Source organism: Labilithrix luteola, assembly GCF_001263205.1.
Classification (GTDB): Bacteria; Myxococcota_A; Polyangia; order Polyangiales; family Polyangiaceae; genus Labilithrix; species Labilithrix luteola.
Genome location: NZ_CP012333.1, coordinates 6600871 through 6621655 on the forward strand (window position 1 = coordinate 6600871; position 20785 = coordinate 6621655).

Consider the following 20785-nt stretch of genomic DNA (forward strand, 5'->3'; position numbering starts at 1 on the left):
AGTGTGGGTTTTGGTGGCATGTGACGTGCTTGAGCTCACGACCATGCGCTCCTCGATTCGCTTCGCTGGCTCGGTGTTGGCCCTCGCGACCGTCGCTCTGACCGCGTGTAGCGCCGCGTCGGAAGAAGGGGCCGAGTCGGGCGAGGGAGCGGCCATCGCGGCTTCGGCGACGCCGGCACTCTGTGCGGCCGTTCGCGGAAACGGCGAGTCGATCCTCACGCACTTCGCCTCTCTCTCTCGGATCGTCGAGCACTACGGCGTCGTCGAAGGCATGGCGGGTGGCAGCTCGGCGAGCATCACGACGTTCGCGTACGAGAGCATCTTGAAGAATCCAGTCGTGCACCGCTGCGGCACGTCGAAGTGTTCGCCTGCTGACGAGGCCGCGCGCGTGGCCCTCGCGCTGAAGAGCGTGCAGGGCTATGCGAACACGGTCGGCGATTCGGAAGAGGCGGACTCCATCAAGGGCCTCGTGAGCACCGTGATGAAGCTCAAGGCCGAGTACGAAGCGAAGGGCATTTCGGGCCTCGCGCTCAGCGACGTCGGGACGGCGGCTGCCCGCCTGAAAGAGGTGCTGAGCATCCCCGAGGTTCGTGCGGTGGTGAACCCCGAAGCCCTCGCGATGCTCGAAGACATCCCGCACCTCGCGTTCAACGTCGGCGAGCTGAAGACGGCCATTACCCAGCTCGGTGCGTTCTCGGTCGACGACAACCGCCTCTTCTTCCGGACCGGCGTGCTCGCATGGCCGGAGCTCGCGACGCTCTTCGGCCGTGTCGGCGACTTCTACGCGGGCTACGGACCGACGGACAATGCGGGCATGGCGTCGTGGCTCGACGCCTGCGCGACGGAGGCTCGCGACAAGTCCTGGGACGACACAGCGAAGATCGAGCTGTCGGGCGGCGAGACCTGTGGTTCTCGCTTCGAGAAGCTCGTCACCGCGTTCCGTTCGAACGTTCGCAATTCGCAGGGCGCGTACGCCTCGCGCATCGACGAACGCGTCGGCGATCCCAAGTCTCCGCTTCGCAAGCTCGTGTCGACCGCCGTGCTCGAAGGCGACGCCGCGGCGCAATACGAGGCGGCTCGCGCGCGCTACGTGGCCGGTGAGTTTCCCTCCGGCAGCATTCCGTTCGACCCGTCGTTCTCCGACGTTCGCTTCGGCTACTGGGGAAACGAGTCGGACCTCTCGAAGCTCGAGAGCAAAGCCAGCGAGGCGAGCGATCTCAAGACCCAGAAGTTCACCTCGCTCGGCAACGCCACGTGGCGTGAGATTCTCTCCGCGTCGCCCGCCGAGCCTGGCCTCTCGCGCTTCGTCGCGCTTTCGGATGGACGCTACTCGGCAGGTGGATGGAGCGATCTCGCGCCCGTCCTCGTGCTCAAGAACCTCGGCTGCGAGCACGTGGTGTATGTGACGCGCCAGGGCGACGAGTCGAAGTTCGCAACGCGCGTGGCGAAGAACGCGAGCATGTCGGAGGCCGATTGGTCGAAGCTCTACGATCTTGGCAACGCGGCCAGCAGCTACGCGCGCTCGGTCGCGGCGGCCGACGCCGTGTGGTGCACGAACTGGGACGGCTTCTCGGACGCGCAGATGTCGGCCGAAGTCCTCGATGCCTACAACGCGCCGCTCGAGACGCGCGCGTCGTTCTCACGCGTGTCGCCGTTCCGGCCTTACTCCGGCGCCACCACGAGCGCCGGCAAGCCCGGCTGCTCGCCAGGCCTCAGCGCGGGCGCTACCTTCCCGCGCTGAGCTACCTTCGACGCGTTCAGGCTCGCTTGGTGTCGAGCGTCATGCGCGCGACCCAGAAGCAAAGGAGCGCGTTTACGGCGCACCAGATGCGAAGCATGAACGGTCCGAGCGCGTAGAACGACTCTCCGCTGAAGCCGAGCTGGATGGCGAGCGCTGCGCTGCCCAAGGCAACGCCACCGACGAACGGGCGCAGGTGTTTGCTGTTGAAGAACAGCGCCGTGAGCGCGAACGCCGGAGCTGCGCTGGCAAGCGGCAGCCACTTGTGGAGGCCGGGCGAAAGCAGGAGATCCCACTCGCCGAGCGGCCTCATGAGCAGCTCGGTGATCCAGCGCAGGTGACCCGCGCGGGCAGGGATGCCGAGTAGCGGCAGGAAGGGCAGGAGACCAACGCCCGCGAAGAGCGCGCCGACCCACTTCCCGGCGCCGCGTTCGACCGATCCGCCCTTCTTCTTGATCTGGCGCGTGACCAGCAGCGCGAGACCGAGCAGAACGGCAAGCCGCACGACGATGTGCGCGAAGTGCGTGTGGACGACGGCCTTGCCGGCCTCGAGGATGCCGGCGCCGAAGAGGTTCTTGTCTTCCTTCGGGCTCGCCGTCGATTGCAGGACGGCGCGCACGGCGTCGGGGTTGGTGATGCCCTGACCGACGAGAAGCGCAGCGGCACCCGCCACGTGTGGCGAGGCCATGCTGGTGCCGTTGAAGACACCCCACTGCTCGCACTTGTTCTTCCCCGCGTCGCAGATGGTCTGCTGCGTGACGCCGACGCCCGGAGCGCCAATCGCCACCTGCGGACCGCGCGAGGAGAACCACGCGATGTTGTCGTTCTTGTCCGTCGCGCTGACGGCAATGGCCTCGGCATACGCCGCCGGATAGCCGACCGAGCGACCCGAGTTGCCGGCCGCCGCGACGACCACGACGCCCTTGTCGTAGGCGTGTTTGACGGCGTTCTCGACGACCTTGCTCTTCATCGGAGCGCCGAGCGACAGGTTGATGACCTGCGCGCCGTGATCGGCTGCCCATCGAATGCCTTCGGCGACGTCCGCCATGGTGCCCCAGCCCTGTTTCGACAGGACCTTCACGGGCATCAGCTTCGCGCAGTGCGCGAGGCCCGCGACGCCGACGCCGTTGTTCGTCGTCTGGGCGATGGTTCCGGCGACGTGCGTGCCGTGGCCCTGGTCGTCGGCCGCGATGTCGTTCTTGCCGACGAAGTTGTAACCGGACACGCAGGTGGTTCCCGCGAGGTCGGTCCCCTTCATGAATCCGCCTTCGTCGTAACAGGCAATGCCCGTGTCGACGACGGCGACGGTGACGCCTTCACCGCACGCGAACTCCCAGGCGCGTTCGGCGCCGGCTCGCTTCATGTGCCACTGCTCGGCGAACTTCGGATCGTTCGGCGTGAAGAGCGCCCTCGCGACGTAGGCGGGCTCCACGGACTCGACGCGCGGGTCACGCCTGAGAAGCGCCATGATCTTCTCGAGGCGCGACGGCTCGACCTCGGCGACGGCGAGGTTCGCGTCGTCCTTGATGCCGGGGCTGTTGTCACGGAGCGCGATGCCGACCTCGTTGCCGATGCTCGCGATCTCCGCGTCGGACAGGCCGTCTTTCACGTCGACGACGATCTCGCCGGGGAGGATGTCTCCGACCGAGGCGACCGTTGCTTCCGAGGTCGGCGCGCCAGTGGAGGACGACAAGGGCTCGGCGTAGGCAGGAAGGCCTACCGAAAGCCCGAGGGCACACGAGGCGGCGAACACGGCAGTGCGCTTCTTCATTGACTCCTCGTACGACGCAGCAAGGCCAAAGGTTCTTCCACAGGTAAGCACGTTCGCGTCGATTCGACAGGGTCAGGCGTCCGCTTGTCTCACCTTGTCGGATATCGCCTCGAGCGTCGAACCCCACCTCATCCGCGGGATCTCCTGCGGATTTGCACGTTCTTCGTCTGCAGCACGAGCGTTCGTCAGTCCTCGATCACCGCGAGTGCGGTTCCGACCGCGGCCGACCGATAGGCACCATCGCCGCTTCCGGGGCGCCACTCGATCACGGTTGCTCCCGCCGACAGGCACGGGAGTTGGTCCACCGGATCGCGTGCTTCGACCGGGCGGGAGCGGTATTCGGGCTCGAGGCCCTGACGAACGCGCGCTACCCACGCGGCCCGTCGACGAAGCCGCACGTCGCCGACGACGGTCGCGACGACCCCGGCTGCGACCGTCGCTAGCGCCACCCACGGTGGCAGCACGTCGTGCGAGCGCTCGGTCATGGATTTCATGAGCCACGTGGAGACGACAAGCGCGAAGGCGCCGCCGGCGGCCGTCCACGTTCCCGCGCGCATCGTCACGCGGTCGGCCGCGTCGTACGTCTTCGCCTGGACGAGCGGATAGGTGAGGTACACGAGGAAGGCGAGGGGAATGGCGTAGGCGAAGCCTGTCGGGAGACCGGCGAGCACGCCGAGGGTGCAGACGACTCCGAGCACTTCTCCGCCGTGCGAATTCGAGAGCAAGATCGTCGCGGGGACGAGTGTACTCGCCGCGCCGAGCGCGGTCGCCAGCGTGAGCGTGCGGATGACCGCGAACTTCCTCCGTGGGCTATTCATCGCGACGTGAATCACAACGGGCGCGAGGAGCGCGGTCGAGATGCCGAGGAGCAGGCGAAGCTCGCCGCCGTCGAACGTCGGATAGAAGCCCGCATAGGCGACAGACGCGCAGGCGAGTGAGGCTGCCACCATGACGCGCCCGCGTGCCGTCGTGGTCGGCGCACGGGCGTGTCGTGGGAGGCCACGCGGCGTGGAATGGTCCATACCTCTTCGACGCACGAGCGCTTCGGACGATTCCTCCGCCGGCGACGGGCTCTCGACCGTTCGACGGGCCCCTTCGACCGTTCGCCGTCACGTGCGGGGCACGTCGCGAAGGATGACGGTCAGAACGTCTGGGTGGCGAAGTGGAAGAGGTGGAACGTGGGCGATGCAGAGGTCGGCTCGAGAACGATCGCCCCATCCATGTTGGTCTTGTTGCGATGGATGAGATGCGCGCTCTCGTGCCGGCCGTTGGCGCTCGTTCCGTACACGGAGACCTGCTGGCCGGGGTGGATGGCGTCGGCGAGCTTCGAAACGAGGTCGCCGAGCGCGTAGGGCTGGAACGCCGCCGTCGTGTGGGCGTCGAGCGAGGTGACGTAGTCGAGCGGCGCGTCGGTGTGCCAGCCTTCGGCGAAGGCGGGGGCCGGCAGCGCGTGCGTCATGGTCCCGTATCGCACGCGCACGTCTTGATCGGGCCGGTCGCTCTGGACGTTGATGACCAGTCGGTACACTGCGCCGTTCATGAGAACTTGCAGGATCACGTGGTCGTTGTTCGGCATCACGCACGTCTTGTCGGACGGCTTCTGGACCGAGTAGACGATGCCGTCGATGCGCCCGAACGCATCGGTGAGCTTGTCGCCGAACGTGTTGGCGCACTTGCCCGTGATCACGACGCCGGCATCGGCCGCGGCATCGGCGCCGCCGTCTTCGGGCGCATCGACCTGGTCGGCGGGCTCCTCCGCGCCGGTCTCGGTCGTGTCACTCGAAGCGCCGTTGGCGTCGGTCGTGGCGTTCGGCGACGAGCTGCACGCCACGACGCTGACGCCTGCGACCAGCCCGAGGATCAGCAGGGATTCGAGTGACTGGAGAACACGAAAGCCAAGGACGTCTCGTCCCAATCGTCCGATCATGACCACTCCACGCGATGAGCGGGGCGTGGTCTAGCACGGCTTCATGCCGCGTCGACCTTCGCGCTCACCTTCGTGAGCTCTTCGCTTCGAGCCCAGAGGGTGCGCGCGTCGTCGTCACCTCGTGCGCCACGACTCGGCTTCTTCTCTCGGCAGTCGGCGAAGTACTGACCCGTCACGCCGGTCACCTCGGGCGAGGAGCAGAGGTAGATCTGGGTCTTCGCGCCCTTCTCAGGTGTCTTGAGGAAGGGGCGCGCCAGTTTCATCACCACGCTGGTGAAGCCGCCGTACGTATGGCCGAAGCCCGACGCGATGGCGCCGGGGTGCACGCTGTTCACCGTGATCTTCTTGGAATCGACGCGACGCGCGAGCTCGCGGGTGAAGAGGATGTTGCACAGCTTCGATTGGCTGTACGCCGCGAACGAGCGGTATCCGCGCTCGAACTGGAGATCGTCGAAGTTCACCTTGCGCACGCCGCGATGCGCTTCGCTGGCGACGTTGACCACGCGTGAGGGGCCGCTTCGTTCGAGCATGTCGAGCAGCTCGTTCGTCAGCAAGAAGTAGGCAAGGTGGTTGATCGCGAGGGTCTCTTCGATGCCATCGACCGTGGTGCGTCGTTCGGTGACGAGTACGCCTGCGTTGTTGAGCAGCACGTCCAGGCGGTCGTACTTCGACTTGAACTCTCTCGCGATGCGCCGCACCTCCGCTTGCGAGCCGACGTCCGCCACGATCAAGTCGACGTTCTTCGCCCCGGCTCGCTCGATGTCGGCGATCGCCGCGCGTGCCTTGGCCTCGTTGCGGCAAACGAGAACGAGTTTGGCGCCTAGCGCGCCCAGCGCCGCCGCGGAGGCTTTGCCGATCCCCTGGTTCGCGCCGGTGATGAGGACCGTCTTTCCGAGCATGCTCGTCATGGCGCGCGAATCATGACGCTCGGCGTCGTTCTTGAGAACGGGAAACGGCGCCGAGCTGTTTCCAGCGAGGCTTACTGGCGGTCGAGGATGATCTTGCGGTCGCCTGCGACGACGAGCGTGAGCTTGTCGTCCGCGGCGCTCTCGATCTTGACGGTGTCGAACGAACCCCTGCCGTTGTCGAGGAAGATCACGCCGGCGCCCGTGCCCGCGCCGTTGCCCGCGACCGTGTAGGCCGTGACCAGAGGCTTCCGAGGCTTGGGATCGCCGCTACGTGACTCCGTCCACGACTTCTTCGCCTTGTCGAACGTGATGGTGTGAACTTGGTCGCCGGTCACGCTCATCATGCTGCCGCTGAGCATCGGCTGGCTGCTGCTGCCGTCGGGCGTGGACACCTTCCACGTGCCGTCGAGATCGGCGTCTTTCACCGAGTGCTTCGCGCTGAAGAGGGCATCGACGTCCATCGTGGCGTGGATGTTCCGATTCGGCTTGATGGTGCCGTCGACCTCGGCTTTGTCGCCGTTCAGGCCGATCGTCATCGCAAGCGGATCGGCCTTGGCGCCGTCGCCGGTCGGCTGAAGCGAGAGCTTCGTGCCCGAGACCTTCCACGAGCCGCCTACGTCCGTCCATCCCGTGCGACCGTCCGACCACGTCTCGGGGCACACGTAGCCACCGTAATGCCCGCAGCCGTACTGGCCGCGGACGGTCATCGCGAAGGTCTTGTCCGTGCGGAGGACGAGCGAGAAGACCAGACCGTCTTTCCACTCCGCGCCGTACGACGTGTACGCGCCTGCGAACTTCGAAGCGCTGAGTGCATCCTCCCCGGATTCGGTCGCGTCCTCGGTGCCATCTGCCGGCGCGGCGCACGCCGCGAGAAGGAGGGCGGTCACGAGGCTCAAACCAAGGTGTGTTCTCATGTCGAGCGGTGTAGCAGTCTCCCTCACCCGAGCAAGGCTCGGGGCAGATTCGTCACATTGAAATCATTACGGAAACACTGCTTCCGCCCGTCCCGATCCGGGCGTGCACGGAGCGAAGAGCAACGATGCCGAGAGCTTCGAGTGCCCGCGAGAGGTGATGAGCGCCGTAAAGGCGTGTCGTGAGGTTCGAAGCGCCCACGCCGTGACGACGGAACGGTCAAGGGGGGGCCGCGCGTCCGATTCTTCGGAGCGGACCTAAGCTTCTCGGTACCCTGGCCGGCCATGGGCAAGCACCTGCTCGCGATCGACCAAGGAACGACCGGTACCACCGCGCTCATCGTGACGCTCGACGGCACGACCATCGGCAAGAAGACGGTCGAGTTCCCGCAGTATTTTCCGAAGCCCGGTTGGGTGGAGCACAAGCCCGACGAGATCTGGGACAGCGTCGGCGCGGCGGTCGGCGGTGCGCTTGCCCAAGCGCAGATTCAAGCCTCGGAGATCGCCGGTATCGGCATCACGAACCAGCGTGAGACCACGCTCGTCTGGGACCGCGCGACCGGCCACCCAATCTTCAACGCGATTGTCTGGCAGTGCCGCCGGACGGCCGATATCTGCGACAAGCTGAAAACGAGCGGCGCCGAGCCCAAGGTCCGCACGAAGACGGGGCTCGTCATCGACGCGTACTTCTCGGGAACGAAGGTCGCCTGGATCCTCGACAACGTCGACGGAGCGCGAGCGCGCGCGGACAAGGGCGAGCTCGCGTTCGGTACCATCGACACGTTCCTCGTCCATCGCCTGACGGGCGGGGCGGTGCATGCTACCGACGTGACGAACGCGTCGCGCACGCTCCTCATGGACCTCGCCAAGCTCACGTGGGACGACGAGATGCTCTCGCTCTTCCGCGTTCCGCGCAGCGTGCTGCCTTCGATCGTGCCGAGCGCAGGGCACATCGGGGTGACGAAGAACGCCGGCTTCTTGCCGGATGGCATTCCCATCGCGGGCATCGCGGGCGATCAGCAGGCGGCGCTCTTCGGTCAGGCGTGTTTTGCCGAGGGCGATGCCAAATGCACGTACGGCACCGGCGCCTTCGCGCTCATGAACATCGGCAGCAACCCCACGCTGAGCAAGCACGGCCTCGTCACCACCGTCGCTTGGCAAATCGACGGCAAGACGACGTATGCGCTCGAGGGAAGCGCGTTCATCGCCGGCGCGGCCGTGCAGTGGCTGCGTGACGGCCTCGGCATCATCCGCACCGCCGCCGAGATCGAAGAGCTCGCGAAGAAGGTTCCGTCGAGCGACGGAGTTTCGTTCGTCCCGGCCCTCGCGGGCCTCGGCGCTCCGTACTGGGATCAGGACGCGCGCGGGACCATCACGGGCATCACCCGAGGAACCACGGCCGCTCACCTCGCGCGCGCGACCCTCGAGGGCATCGCGTTCGAAGTCTGGGACCTGCTCGAGGCCATGACGAAGGACGCCGGCCGAGGCATGAACACGCTCAAGGTCGACGGCGGCGCGGCGAAGAACGATCTCCTCGTCCAATTCCAAGCCGACGTGGCGCGGGCGGAGGTCGTCCGTCCCGTGGAGGTGGAATCCACCGGGCGCGGCGCGGCCATGCTTGCCGGCGTCGGGCTCGGCCTCGCGGATTTCGGCGCGGCGGCGAAGATGATCAAACTGGACCGCAGTTTTGCGCCGGTGATGGCGGAGCCCGAGCGGGCAAGCCACCTCGCGCGCTGGCGTGACGCGATCCGCCGTACCCGAACCGCTTCCCGCTAACCCGGGCGGACCCGAACGACCGAGCTGAGGCGCATGGGCGGGCGCTGCTTTCCGCCCCTTTCGCTGCGACGCTCCTACTCAACCCGACACCGCGTCGGCGGCTCGTGCGCTTTCAGCTCACGCAGGTCACTTCTCGGGCCATCAGATCCCTTCCGCCGGGCCGCGCGCCGTGCGACCCTAGAGTTTCGGAGCAGTATGTTCTTGGCTGCTCCGCTAGCTTCAACCGTCGAGTCCACTAGCCCGCCGAAGCCGTCAGCCCCGGCCCGCGGGTTCCGTATGAAAGCCGCTTGCCTTCGAAGGGAGATTCACAATGACTGAGGACCGTCATCCGACGGCGCCTGTTCGCGACGTGCCCGTGGACTGGGAAGCCCTCGAGGATGCCTTCGAGAACAATGCACCCGAGGTGCATAGCTACTTGCACCTGACCACGGGTGAGGTGCTTCGCGTGGTCGACGGCGTCGCCGACCCCCAGATGCACGCGAGGATCAGCGGGGATCCGAACTACCTCCGCATCGATCCGGTTTCTTCGCGCGAACAGTACCGCTGGATGGAGCGCTTCATCCCGCTCGTCGACGATCACGATCTTCGCGGCAAGCTCGCCCAGGCCATCGACGGCAAGGGAGCGTTTCGTCGCTTCAAAGACGTGCTGATGTCCTACAGCGCCGATCGCGAGCGATGGTTCGCGTTCCGCAGCGAGCGCCTCCGGACCTTCATGGAAGCGTGGCTCAGCGCGCACGCCATCAAGGCCGTGCCGCGTCCCGCCTGGAGCGAGGGGCCGCCGTCCACCGAGGAGCCCGCGCCCGACAGTCTTCTTCCGTCGACGCCGCTCAGCACGCCTGCGCTCGCCGGAGAGAGCGAGCCGCCGAAGTCCCAGAGCGGTCGCCGCCAGCGCAACGCCGAAGCCCTTCGCCAGCACCTCAAGGAGCTCGGTGATGCGCTCGGACCGCGCGAGCTCGATTTGCTCGTGTCGTTCGCAGAGTTCCTCAAGGCACGTCGCGCCGCGCGCGGCTTCGCCCATCACCACGAGCACATGCGCGAAGAGCGCGACTCGTCGGTCGCCTCGCAGCGCTCGCCCCGCGCGGATGATTCGCTGACGGTACCGTCGCTCACGGGCGACAACGGCAACGGCTCCTCTTAGGCGGCCGCCGTGGCACGCCTCGTCACGTGGGCCGTGAGGGCACGCGTCGCGATCGCCTTGGCGGTCGCGACGACGAGCGCGTCGCTCGACGCGTTCGCCGATGCCCCGACGGCCGATGGGCGGGGCGCGCCGAAAAACGCCAAAGCGGTCGTTCCCGATCGGGTTGCCGTCCGTTTCGTCACGCCCGAGACCGGCGGGATGGCGCGCCCTCGGTTCATCACCGATCGGCAGCTCGCCTTCTTCACGCGCATCGAGACGATGATGGAGGGCGTCACGCTGCCGGAAGGCGAGTACCCCGACCGCTACACGCGCGTGGCAACGGACCGCATGGTCGCACGCGCGATGCTCGCCAGCCTTCTTTTCCAGCGCGGGACGGAGCCGCTCGATCTGCCTCGCCTCGCCCTCGAAGCGCGCGCCGACCTCGCCGATCGGGTCGGGGGCTCCGCGCCCCTGGAAGCGCTCATGAAGAAAGAGGGCATCGAGGAGGAGGAGCTCATGACCTTCCTTCGCGAGAAAGTTCGAGCCTCCTGGTACGTCGACAAGGCGATCACTCCGATCTTCGCAGTGACCGAGGAGTCGCTACGCGAGGCATTTCGTGGCGCGCTGCATCCGTACCGTGGAATGAAATTCGAGGACGTCCGTCCAAGACTTCGGCGCTGGGTCGTCACCGAACGACTTCGCTCCGCCGAGCTCGAGTTCTTGCAAAGCGCACGTTCACGGGTCAACGTCGCTGTCGTCAATCCTGTCGGCACCACCGAGCTCGAGCCGATGCAGCCACACTCGACCCTTCCCCCCGAGCGCGCCCCCGAACGATGAGTGGTCACGCGGATAGTAAAAAGGTCGTCATCGCCGCCCTCCTCGGCAACGTCGCCATCGCGGCGTGCAAGTTCGGCGCGGCTTATCTCTCGCGCTCCACAGCCACGCTCGCCGAGGCGGTGCACTCCCTCGCGGACACCGGCAATCAGGGCCTTCTGCTGATCGGTATGCGTCTCGCGGCCTCCCCGCCCGACGATCGCTTTCCATTCGGTCGTTCGGGCGAGAAGTATTTCTGGCCGTTCGTCGTCGCGCTGATGCTCTTCTCGGTCGGTGGTGCGTTCGCGGTCTACGACGGCGCTTCGCATATCTTCCACCCTGCGCACGAGGTCGGCTCGCGGTTCTGGAGCTACGCGGTTCTCGGCGTGTCGATCATCTTCGAGGCGATGAGCTTCCGTGTCGCCTTCAAGGAGTTCAAGGTCCTCGCCAAGGGCCGCCCGTGGATCGTCGCGGTGCGCGAAGCGCGCGATCCCACGATTCCGCTCGTTCTCGCCGAAGACACCACCGCGCTCATCGGCCTCTGCATCGCGTTTCTGGCCGTTCTGACGAGCGACCTCACCGGCCAGCACTTCTGGGATCCGCTCGGCAGCGTGCTCATCGGCGTGTTGCTCTGCGCGGTCGCGATCATGCTCGCCAAGAACACCCACGCGCTGCTCATCGGCGCCAGCGCCGATCCGGAAGAGCAGGGGCAGGCGCTCCACCTCACCGAGGGCGTCGAGGGCGTCGATCGCGTCACGCAGATTCTCACGTTCCACGTCGGCCCGGACGTCGTCATTCTCGCCATGAAGGTGGCCTTCAAGGAGACGATGACGGCGAAGACGATCGAAGAGACGATCAACGAGATCGAACGACGGATCCGCGCGGAGCTCCCGCTCATGCGGAAGATTTTCATCGAGGTCGACGCCCACGGTGACGGTCGTGGCCTCGTGCGCGCCCGCACCGCGTGGGAGCAGAAGCGCGCACTCACGGATGCGAGCTACGGACCTCACGGCGCGGCCGCCCTCGCTTCGAAGCCGCCTGCCGCCGAGGCGGAGTGAACGCGTTCGCGCGTGCAGGGGCACTTGCCCTGTGCGCGGTGCTGGCGACGTTCCTGCCAGCAAGAACGAAGACCGAACCCGTGCCGTCGCTGTCCGCGGCGCCGGGTTCGTCGCGCATTCGCATCGGCCTCGTGTTCGACGTCGGTGGTCGCGGAGACAAGAGCTTCAACGACGCGGCGTACATCGGTCTCACGCGCGCCGAGAAGAACCTCGGCGTGGAGGCAAGCTACCTCGAGCCGGCCCGCACCGAAGATCGAGAAGCCGCGCTTCGTCGCTTCGCCGCGCTCGGCTTCGATCTCGTCATTGGCGTGGGCTTCATCTTCTCGAGCGACATCGACGAGGTCGCGCGCGCGTATCCGAACACGCGGTTCGCGGGCGTGGACTACGCGCCGTCGCCGCGCGGAATCCCCGACAACGTCGCAGCCCTCGCGTTTCGCGAGGAAGAAGGCTCGTTTTTGGTGGGGGCCGTCGCGGGCCACATGTCGAAGACCGGGCACGTGGGGTTCGTCGGCGGGATGAGCGGTCCGCTCATCCGCAAGTTCGAAGTGGGCTACGCGGCCGGCGTGAAGGCGGCGTGTCCCAAGTGCGTCGTGCACTCTTCGTACGCGGGAACGACGCCCGACGCCTTCCGCGACCCGGCGAAGGGGGAGGCCCTCACCAATGCGGAGATCGCCGCCGGAAGCGACGTCATCTACCACGCGTCCGGTGCAACCGGACACGGCGTGTTCGAAGCGGCGAAGGCTGCACACGTTCGCGCGATCGGTGTTGACGCCGATCAATACGACGAGATGCCGGGGACCGTGGTGACCAGCATGGTGAAGCGCGCCGACGTCGCCGTCGAAGACATCGTTCGTGCGGTGGTCGAGGGCAAGTTCCACGGCGGCATGAACGTCTTCGGCTTGCGCGAGGACGGCGTGGACTTCGTGCACGAAGGCCCTCACGCCGCCGGCATCCCTGACGACGTCAAACGCAAGGTCGAGGCGCTGCGCACGGATGTGGTCGAGGGGCGGATCTCCGTCCCGAATCACTGACGACCGGCGCTCGGCGAACGGCGGGTCGAGCGACCCTCGTTGCTCGGCTGGGAGCCTCGAGACAGATTGCGCCAACTGGTCGCGGCGACGTGCTCCCCTGCTTGCAGGCGCTCGTCGACAACGTCTACGGTAACGACTCTCTCATTTTCATCGAGGAGCGTGTCATGGGGTACGTCCACGGCGGTCGTCTCGTTGCTCAGGCACTCAAGCGCCACGGCACCACGCATCTGTTCACGCTCTGCGGCGGTCACATCCAAGCGATCTACGATGGCTGCCTCGACGAAGGCATTCGCGTCGTCGACGTCCGGCACGAGCAGACCGCGGGGCACGCGGCCGATGGTTGGGCCCGCGTCACCGGAAAACCCGGCGTCTGCGCGGTCACCGCCGGGCCCGGAGTCACCGACGTGGTTACGGCCATCGCGAATGCGCAGCGCGCGCAGATTCCGCTCGTGTGCATCGGCGGCGCCGGGCCCAAGCAGCTCTGCGACATGGGCTCGCTGCAGGACATGGATCATCTCAGCCTGATGCGCTCCATCACCAAGTGGAGCGTGCAGGTCCCCGAGACGCGCCGCATCGGCGAGTACATCGATTCGGCGTTCCGCGTGGCCCAGGCCAATACGCCAGGCCCGGTCTTTCTCGAGATGCCGCTCGATCTCCTCATGAACGGCAGCGACGACGCCGAGCTCCCCGCCACGGCACCGCTCGAAGAGCCTCCGCGCCCGGCAGGTGACGTGCGCGCCATCGCCAAGGCGGCCGAGCTCCTTCGAAACGCGAAGCGTCCTGTCTTCGTCGTCGGCTCCCAGGTGCGCTGGTCACCGGTGCGCGAACGCCTCGCCGCCACGCTGGAGCGATTTGGCGCGCCTGTCTTCTTGAACGGCATGGCTCGCGGCGCGCTCCCCGATGCGCATCCGCTCCGCTTCAGCCGCTCGCGCAAGTTCGCGCTCGCGCAGGCCGACGTGGTGTTCGTCCTCGGAACGCCGTTCGACTTCCGCGTCGACTACGGCCGCTCTCCGACCTGGAATGCGGACGGGAAGATCGTCCAGATCGACCTCGATGGCGCCGAGCTCGGACGCAATCGCAAGGTCGACGTCGCTATCCAGGGCGACTCGGGCAACGTTCTCGAACAGCTCGCGCGCGAGCTCGGGACCACGCTGTCGTTCGCCGAGTGGACGGACATGGTCCGCGCCGACGAAACCAAGCGTCGCGCGAAAATGCAGGCCGAGATCGACTCCAACGATTCTCCGCCGAACCCGCTTCGCGTCTGCGCCGAGCTCGGCAAGCGGCTCGGCCCGAAGGACATCGTGATCGGCGACGGCGGCGATTTCGTGGCAACCGCGGCGTACGTGTTGAAGCTCGAATGGCCGCAGCTCTGGATGGATCCGGGGCCGCTCGGCACGCTTGGAGTCGGGCCCGGCTATGCGATGGCGGCCAAGCTCGCGCGTCCCGACGCGAACGTCGTTCTCGTCTACGGCGACGGTAGCTTTGGTCTGCACGCCATGGAGTTCGAGGCCATGGCGCGTCAGAACATCCCCGTCATTGCGCTGATTGGCAACGACGCCGGGTGGACGCAGATTCGACGCGGCCAGGTGGAGCTCTACGGAGAAGAGCGCGCGGTCGCGACGGGGCTCGATTACACGCGCTACGAGAAGGTCGTCGAGGCCTGCGGTGGCCGCGGCTTCTGGGTCGAGAAGATCGAACAGCTCGGCCCCGCGCTCGACGAAGCCTTCGCTTGCGGCAAGCCCGCCTGCGTGAACGTGAAGATCGCGAAGAGTGACTTCCGAAAGGGCGCCATCAGCGTCTGACGGTACCTCAGCGTGAAAATCGGCATGCGCGATGCACCCGGCCTCGAGATCGGGCTCCATCGCGCATTTGCCATTTTCACCTTCGGGACCCGGCAGGAGCTGCCATGGCTGAACCGTTTTTTAGCCCCGAGAGGGAGCGCATCAACTACGTCCTCGCGCTGGCGCTGCTCGTTGCAATCGTGGCGATGGTGGCGCTCTCCGTGAGCCACAGCAAGCCGACGCCGCACTACCTCGGTTGGCCGCCGTTCATGAGCGGTCCGCGTTGACCGCTCGTGACGAGCGACCCGTGGCGCCAATCGCGTTAGCTGCGCGCGGCGGTGATGGCTTCGATCTCCGCCTTGTCGAGGGCGATGGTGCGAGCCGCCCAGTTCTCGTCGAGGTGAGCGGGCGAGCTCGTGCCGGGGATGGGTAGGAGCGCCTTCGAGCGTGCGAGCAGCCAGGCGATGGCGATCTGCGCTTCGGTGGCGCCGTGCTTCTTGGCGATCTCCCCGAGGACCGGCGAAACCATCTTCCTCGGGCCCGGCAGCGCGAGCGGGAAATAGGGAAGGAACGCGAGGCCCTTCTCCGCGCAGAAGTCGAGCATCTGCTCCTGACCGGCGACCACGCCCATCGGGAAGTTGGCGAGCTTCTTCTCGCCGGCGATCACGTTGTAGAGGTTCTGCACGCCGACGATCGGCGTGATGGCCATGGCTTCGCGCAGCTGGTCGAGCGTCACGTTGCTGAGCGCGAGATGACGGATCTTGCCCTCTTTCTGCAGGCCGATCATCGCATCGAGGGACTCGCGGAAGGGCACGTCCGAATGCGGGATGATACGCAGGTGCGTGACGTCGATGCGCTCGAGCCGAAGCGTCCGCAGATCTTCCTCGCATCCCTGACGGAGCTCCTCGGGACGGAGCGCGGCGACCCACGACTTGTCGGGCAAGCGCTTGCCACCGAGCTTGGTCGCGATGACGAGGTCCTTCGCGTACGGGTGAAGCGTCTCGGCGATGAGGCGATTCGAGACGAACGGACCGTAGTACCAGGATGTGTCGATGAAGTTGATGCCGAGCTCGACGGTGCGCTTCAGAACGGCGCGCGCCTTGGCGGGATCTTTCGGCTCGCCCCACACCTCGGGGCCGGGGAGCTGCATGGCTCCGAAACCGAGACGACGAACTTCGAGATCACCGATGCGGATCGTGGAGGGACCGTGCGCGAAGTCGTTCATGCGCGCATCTTCGCACGCGCGATGTCGGCGGGGAGCTCGTCGTGACGCGACGGCGGACTATTCGGATGGACCGCGTCGCACTGCCGCGCAGGCGTCGTCGACCGCTTCGAGAATTCGCTTCGCGTGCGAGAGAAACAGCTCACCCGACGGAAGGAGTGTCATGCCCCGAGGCGTGCGATCGAACAGCGGCGTACCGAGCTCGTCCTCGAGGCTTCGGATGTGGCGGCTGAGCGGCGGTTGGGCCACGCGGAGCCGGCGAGCGGCGCGCCCGACGTTGCCTTCTTCGGCGACGGCAACGAAATAGCGGATCTGCGCGAGGCTCATCTCGCCCGAAAGCGTGCCTCGAATGGGGGTGGGGGCGCAAGAGGTGGGGTGCCTCTCCTGCCAGCCCAGACCGAAACGGTATTGGACGCGCTCGCCCGTGGGCGGCATGGATGGGGCCGTGTCCATCGAAATTCATGGTCGAAATGAGGTTGAGCGGCTCAGGCGTGCAGGAAAAGCCGCCGCGGAAACGTTGGCGTACGTCGGGCGTAAGCTCGCGCCCGGTATCACCACGGCGCAGATCGACGCTTGGGTGCGCAGCCATACGGCCCAGCTCGGAGGCAAACCGAGTCAGCTGGGCTACGAGGGCTTCCCTGCGGCCGTCTGCACGAGTCGCAACGAGGTCGTGTGCCACGGCGTCCCGAGCCCGAAGGTGGTGCTCGCCGAGGGCGACATCATCAACGTCGACGTCACCACGATGCTCGGCGGCTTCCACGGCGATACGTCCGCAACGTTCATGATCGGACGCGTCAGCGACGAAGCCAGGTACGTCGTCGAGGCCGCAAGATCCTGTCGCGATGCAGGTATCGCGGTCGTGCGTCATGGCGCGCGGCTCGGCGATATCGGGGCCGCCATCGAAGAGACCGCGAAGAAGCTCGGCTGCACGGTGGTGCGTGACTTCGGTGGTCACGGCATCGGTAGGCGCATGCATCAAGGGCCTCACGTCGCGCATACCGGGGTGCGAGGGACCGGCCCGCGACTGCGTGCGGGCATGGCCATCACCGTCGAGCCGATGGTGTGTCTCGGACGACCCGAGGTGCGCGTGCTCTCCGACGGCTGGACGGTCGTGACCGTCGACGGGAGCCTCTCCGCGCAGTTCGAGCACACGATCGTCATCACCGAGGCCGGTTACGAGATCATGACGGTTCCTCCGACCGGAGGCGCGTGGGCGATTCAGCCGGAGCGAGAGCTCGAGCTCACGTGAGCCAGGCGATCGTCACGCCGTCGCCGCCTTCGCCGGGGCGCCCCGCGCGGAAGTAGCGGACGTACGGGCTTGCCTTGAGCTCGCGGCGAATGGCGTCTTTGAGGGCGCCGGTGCCGTGACCGTGCACGAGGAAGCACACGCGCCGGCTCTCGTTGATGGATCGATCGAGGAACGTGACAGCGAGCGAGAGCGCATCGTCGGTGCGAAGCCCGCGAAGGTCGCACGTGTTGTCGTTCGTCTGGAGCGGCGCTTCGAGGCCGGCGGGGTCACCAGGGGCTGCGCCTTCGGCCTTGCGAGGCGCTTCGCCCGGTCGAGCCGTGGTCGGCTTGCGCTTGCCATCGGCTTCGTCGCGGCGCGTTCCGAGCTGACGGATCTCGCCCGCGTCGAGCACGAGCTTCATGGCACCAGCCTGCACGCGCACCGTCGCGTCGGGCAGGAGGTCCAGGATCTCCGCTTCGGCTCGGACGCGCGGCACCCACACGCGCATGCCCTTCTTGAGCGTCGACGCGTCGACCACGGCCACCGTGTCTTCGCCCGCCGCTCCCGCGCGCGCCGCCGTCTTGGTGAGCGGCTCGAGCTCGCCTCCCATCGCGAAGCGCGAGGCCACGCGATCGAGCATGCGTTCGGCTTCCTTGGCGCTCGCTGCGTCCAGCTTCTTGCTCCGAATGCGGGCCTGCACTTCGCGCAATTCCTCGCGCGCTCGTCGAACGGCAGCGAGGAGCGCCTCGGCCTCCTTCGAGAGATGGCGCTGCTCGCGATCGCGCGCGTTGCGCAGCTCGACGTCGAGCGCGTGCTTCTGCTCGGCGGCTTCGTTCTCGCGCCTCGTGGCTGCCGCGCGCGCAAGTTCGAGGGCCGCGCGCTCGTCGTTCAACTTGCGCACGACGCTCTCGAACTGGACGTCCTCGCGGGTGAGGAACTTCTCGGCGCGCTCGATGACCGTGATCGGTAGACCGAATCGTCGCGCCACCGCGAGCGCGCTCGAGCTGCCCGGGACGCCCTGCGCGAGACGGAAGGTGGGGCTCATGGTTCCGAGGTCGAAACCCATGCTCGCATTCACGAAGCGATCGTCGGCGAGGGCGAGGGCCTTGAGGCCTTCGTAGTGCGTGGTGACGACAACGGCACCACCTCGCGCCGTGAGCGAGTCGAGCATGCCGGCGGCGAGGGCCTCGCCTTCGCGAGGATCGGTGCCGCCTGCCAGCTCGTCGAGCAAAACGAGGGCGCCCTGGTGCGTGTCGTCGAGGATGCGCGCGAGGTTGCTCACGTGCGCGCTGAACGTGGAGAGGCTCTTGGTGAGGCTCTGATCGTCGCCGACGTCGGAGAGTACGATCTCGAAGATGCCGACCTTGCTGCCTTCGGCACAGGGCACGGGCATCCCGGCGCGGACCATGAGCGCCGACAGCCCCATGGTCTTCAGCGCCACGGTTTTTCCGCCGGCATTCGGTCCGCTCACGACCATCGCGTGACGCGCGGCAATCGACAGATCGCTCGGCACCACCGACTCGAAGCGAACCGGGCCGCGTTCGACGATGCTATCGAGCAAGAGCAGCGGATGCCGCGCCCCGTGGAGCTCGAGCCGTGCTTCGTCGGTGACGTCGGGGAAGGTGAGGTGCAGATCCTGGGCGAGCCGCGCGATGGCCGCTCGAACGTCGGCACGAGCGAGTGCGTGCACGGCGCCGATCACGCTCGCCATCATCTCGCCGATGCGGTTCGAGAGCTGCGTGTAAATTGCAATCTCTTCGCGCTGGACCTCCGCCTCGAGGACCTTGAGGCGGTTGCCCATCGGAATGACCGCGCGCGGTTCGACGAACAGCGTGGCACCGCTGGCGCTCGTGGCGTGGACGATGCCCGGAAAGCGTTCGTGAGCGTCCGAGCGAACGGGGACGACGTAACGTCCTTCGCGCTCGGTGACGAAGCGATCCTGGAGAATCGCCTCGTAGCGCGTCATCAACTCTTCGAGACGCGAGAGCATGCGCTGGCGTGCCGCGTGGTACTCGCCGCGAAGCTCACGAAGGCGCGGGCTCGCCTTGTCCGACAAGGTGCCGTCGGGATCGAACGCGCCGGCAAGCTCGTCCGCGAGCGTGTCGAGGGTAGGGTCCGTGGCGCACGCTTCATAGAGGGCCGGCACGCGCGACCGACGTGCGCCGAGAAACCTCCGGAGGACGCGGGCGGCTTCCAAAGCTCGACCGATGTCTCGAATCTCGAGCGGAGCGAGCACACCCGCGGCGGACACGCGGCCCATCGCGTCGTCGACCTCGGCGAGCTCCGACACCGGCAACGGTTCGCCGTTGGAGAGGAGCTCCGTGGCCTCGCGCGCCTCGTCGAGGGCCCGCCGGACGTCGCTCCGCGTGCTCGCAAACGGAAGGGCCTTCGCGAGCGAGCGACCCATGGCCGACGCGCACCGATGGGCCAGCGCCTCGAGGAGGCGGTCCCACTCGAGGTCGTTCTTGGTTTTGGAAGGACAGGGATCGCGGAGCGTTTCGGTCACGGCGGAGGCGGCGCATCATGTGCACTGAGCGGCCGACTTTCAAGCGCTGCGCCTCCGAGATCCACTTGGGCCGCGTCGTTCGAGCTCGACTCGGCGGCCGCGGGAATGGGCTGGATGGGCCCGAACTCCAGCACGCTCGCGCTGTTGTCGATGATGATTCGCCGGTAGCCGAGCGACGACCGACCGTAGAGCCCGGCCAGATCGGGATGGAGTTTCTTGGCGAAACTCTGGAAATAGGGCCAGGACGGAATGCGATAGACCGGGATCCGTTTGGTCTCGCTCTCGAGCGAGACGTCGGAGTCGCCGAGGTATGCGGGAATCAGCGTTCCGTTGATGTCCTCGACGTTCACGGCTTGGTCGTCGGGCCGGCCTTCGGTCCACGCCAAGACTACGTGCGGCGAGCCGGTGTCGACCATGAGGAGCTTCGAGGCGCCGTCGACCTTCGCCTCCACCGCGATGTGACCGGAGGCATCGACGATGGGAACTGTCAGGTAGCCCTCCGTGCCGGTGGGCGGCACACCGTGATGACGGACGATCTTCCCCCCCGGGTAGTCGAAGTCCGTCGTGACGGCGCGGAGGAAATCGGCGCCGAGCACGCCGAGCACCGGCTTGCCGAACGCGACGCTCGGCGCGAAGTCACGACGGATCACGTTGACCGTCTCGCAACCGATCGCGACCTCGTACCTCGCGGTGTGGTCGTCCGGTCCGTAGACGAAGGTGCTCGAGGAGCCCGTGTCGATCGTGAAGTAGCCCTGCGTGCCGTCCACGGTGACCGGCACGAACTGATCGGACGCATACCCTGCGGAGAACTTCACCAGCATGGGCACGCTGTTCGTGGCGCACCCGTCGGTCGCGGGATCGTTGGACGTCCCGGTGCTGCCGTCGGCTGTGGAGCACCCTACCGCGACGAGCGCGATGAGCGTGCGCGCGAGCGTCCCCATTGCGCGCCGACGAAGCAATCGTCGCGCCGCAACGGGAACGCGTCGTTTTGGAGCGTG

Annotated in this window: 18 protein-coding genes; 9 read left to right on the forward strand and 9 right to left on the reverse strand. The window is 66.9% G+C overall.

The genetic code is table 11. The features are described 5' to 3' along the window. The first annotated feature begins 43 nt into the window (after positions 1-43). Positions 44-1741 (forward strand): hypothetical protein, encoded by a 1698-nt coding sequence (locus tag AKJ09_RS28675; protein ID WP_146651053.1) that lies wholly within the window; start codon positions 44-46, stop codon positions 1739-1741. 16 nt (positions 1742-1757) lie between these two features. Here AKJ09_RS28675 and AKJ09_RS28680 read toward each other — a convergent pair whose 3' ends face one another. From AKJ09_RS28680 to AKJ09_RS28700, 5 genes are all read right to left on the reverse strand, one after another. Continuing rightward, positions 1758-3509 carry a S8 family peptidase gene (locus AKJ09_RS28680; protein WP_146651054.1) on the reverse strand — a complete coding sequence of 584 codons (1752 nt, stop codon included), beginning with the start codon at positions 3507-3509 and terminating at the stop codon, positions 1758-1760. Between the two features lie 185 nt (positions 3510-3694). Next, the gene (locus AKJ09_RS28685; protein WP_146651055.1) at positions 3695-4459 is read right to left on the reverse strand and encodes a hypothetical protein; all 765 of its coding nucleotides are present in this window, start codon (positions 4457-4459) and stop codon (positions 3695-3697) included. Between the two features lie 191 nt (positions 4460-4650). After that, entirely contained in the window at positions 4651-5436 is a 786-nt protein-coding gene (locus tag AKJ09_RS28690) for a hypothetical protein (RefSeq protein ID WP_146651056.1), read from the reverse strand. A 41-nt stretch (positions 5437-5477) separates the two neighbouring features. Then, entirely contained in the window at positions 5478-6344 is an 867-nt protein-coding gene (locus AKJ09_RS28695) for an SDR family oxidoreductase (RefSeq protein ID WP_240488613.1), read from the reverse strand. Between the two features lie 71 nt (positions 6345-6415). After that, positions 6416-7258 (reverse strand): hypothetical protein, encoded by an 843-nt coding sequence (locus tag AKJ09_RS28700; protein ID WP_146651057.1) that lies wholly within the window; start codon positions 7256-7258, stop codon positions 6416-6418. A gap of 282 nt (positions 7259-7540) precedes the next feature. Here AKJ09_RS28700 and glpK point away from each other — a divergent pair, with 282 nt between their 5' ends. The 7 genes from glpK (at position 7541) to AKJ09_RS53380 (ending at position 15118) form a co-directional block, all read left to right on the forward strand. After that, positions 7541-9031: a glycerol kinase GlpK gene (gene glpK / locus AKJ09_RS28705; protein WP_146651058.1), complete on the forward strand. Its 1491-nt coding sequence runs from the start codon at positions 7541-7543 to the stop codon at positions 9029-9031. A 310-nt stretch (positions 9032-9341) separates the two neighbouring features. After that, complete coding sequence (locus AKJ09_RS28710) at positions 9342-10169, forward strand: UPF0158 family protein (protein WP_146651059.1); 828 nt, start codon at positions 9342-9344, stop codon at positions 10167-10169. A gap of 9 nt (positions 10170-10178) precedes the next feature. After that, positions 10179-10985 (forward strand): hypothetical protein, encoded by an 807-nt coding sequence (locus tag AKJ09_RS28715; protein WP_146651060.1) that lies wholly within the window; start codon positions 10179-10181, stop codon positions 10983-10985. Next, on the forward strand, positions 10982-12019 hold the full coding sequence (locus AKJ09_RS28720) for a cation diffusion facilitator family transporter (protein WP_146651061.1): 1038 nt from the start codon (positions 10982-10984) through the stop codon (positions 12017-12019). Before AKJ09_RS28715 ends, AKJ09_RS28720 begins: the two co-directional genes overlap by 4 nt. A gap of 80 nt (positions 12020-12099) precedes the next feature. Then, a complete protein-coding gene (locus tag AKJ09_RS28725) occupies positions 12100-13050 on the forward strand; it encodes a BMP family lipoprotein (RefSeq protein WP_240488614.1) in 951 nt (316 codons plus the stop codon). Between the two features lie 89 nt (positions 13051-13139). Next, complete coding sequence (locus tag AKJ09_RS28730; protein ID WP_240488615.1) at positions 13140-14852, forward strand: thiamine pyrophosphate-binding protein; 1713 nt, start codon at positions 13140-13142, stop codon at positions 14850-14852. A 104-nt stretch (positions 14853-14956) separates the two neighbouring features. After that, the gene (locus AKJ09_RS53380; protein WP_169927950.1) at positions 14957-15118 is read left to right on the forward strand and encodes a hypothetical protein; all 162 of its coding nucleotides are present in this window, start codon (positions 14957-14959) and stop codon (positions 15116-15118) included. Between the two features lie 35 nt (positions 15119-15153). Here AKJ09_RS53380 and AKJ09_RS28735 read toward each other — a convergent pair whose 3' ends face one another. After that, positions 15154-16056 carry an aldo/keto reductase gene (locus tag AKJ09_RS28735; RefSeq protein ID WP_146651063.1) on the reverse strand — a complete coding sequence of 301 codons (903 nt, stop codon included), beginning with the start codon at positions 16054-16056 and terminating at the stop codon, positions 15154-15156. A gap of 57 nt (positions 16057-16113) precedes the next feature. Further along, positions 16114-16380: a LysR family transcriptional regulator gene (locus AKJ09_RS28740; protein ID WP_146655686.1), complete on the reverse strand. Its 267-nt coding sequence runs from the start codon at positions 16378-16380 to the stop codon at positions 16114-16116. Positions 16381-16486: 106 nt separating this feature from the next. Between AKJ09_RS28740 and map the strand changes: the two genes are divergently transcribed. Continuing rightward, a complete protein-coding gene (map, locus tag AKJ09_RS28745; RefSeq protein WP_146651064.1) occupies positions 16487-17302 on the forward strand; it encodes a type I methionyl aminopeptidase in 816 nt (271 codons plus the stop codon). Here map and AKJ09_RS28750 read toward each other — a convergent pair. Together AKJ09_RS28750 and AKJ09_RS28755 are read right to left on the reverse strand one after the other, a co-directional pair. Continuing rightward, on the reverse strand, positions 17295-19787 hold the full coding sequence (locus tag AKJ09_RS28750; RefSeq protein ID WP_240488616.1) for an endonuclease MutS2: 2493 nt from the start codon (positions 19785-19787) through the stop codon (positions 17295-17297). The two genes, map and AKJ09_RS28750, sit on opposite strands and share 8 nt — an antisense overlap. Continuing rightward, positions 19784-20728, reverse strand: coding sequence for a pepsin/retropepsin-like aspartic protease family protein (locus tag AKJ09_RS28755; RefSeq protein ID WP_146651065.1), 945 nt, complete (start codon positions 20726-20728; stop codon positions 19784-19786). Before AKJ09_RS28755 ends, AKJ09_RS28750 begins: the two co-directional genes overlap by 4 nt. Positions 20729-20785: the final 57 nt, after the last annotated feature.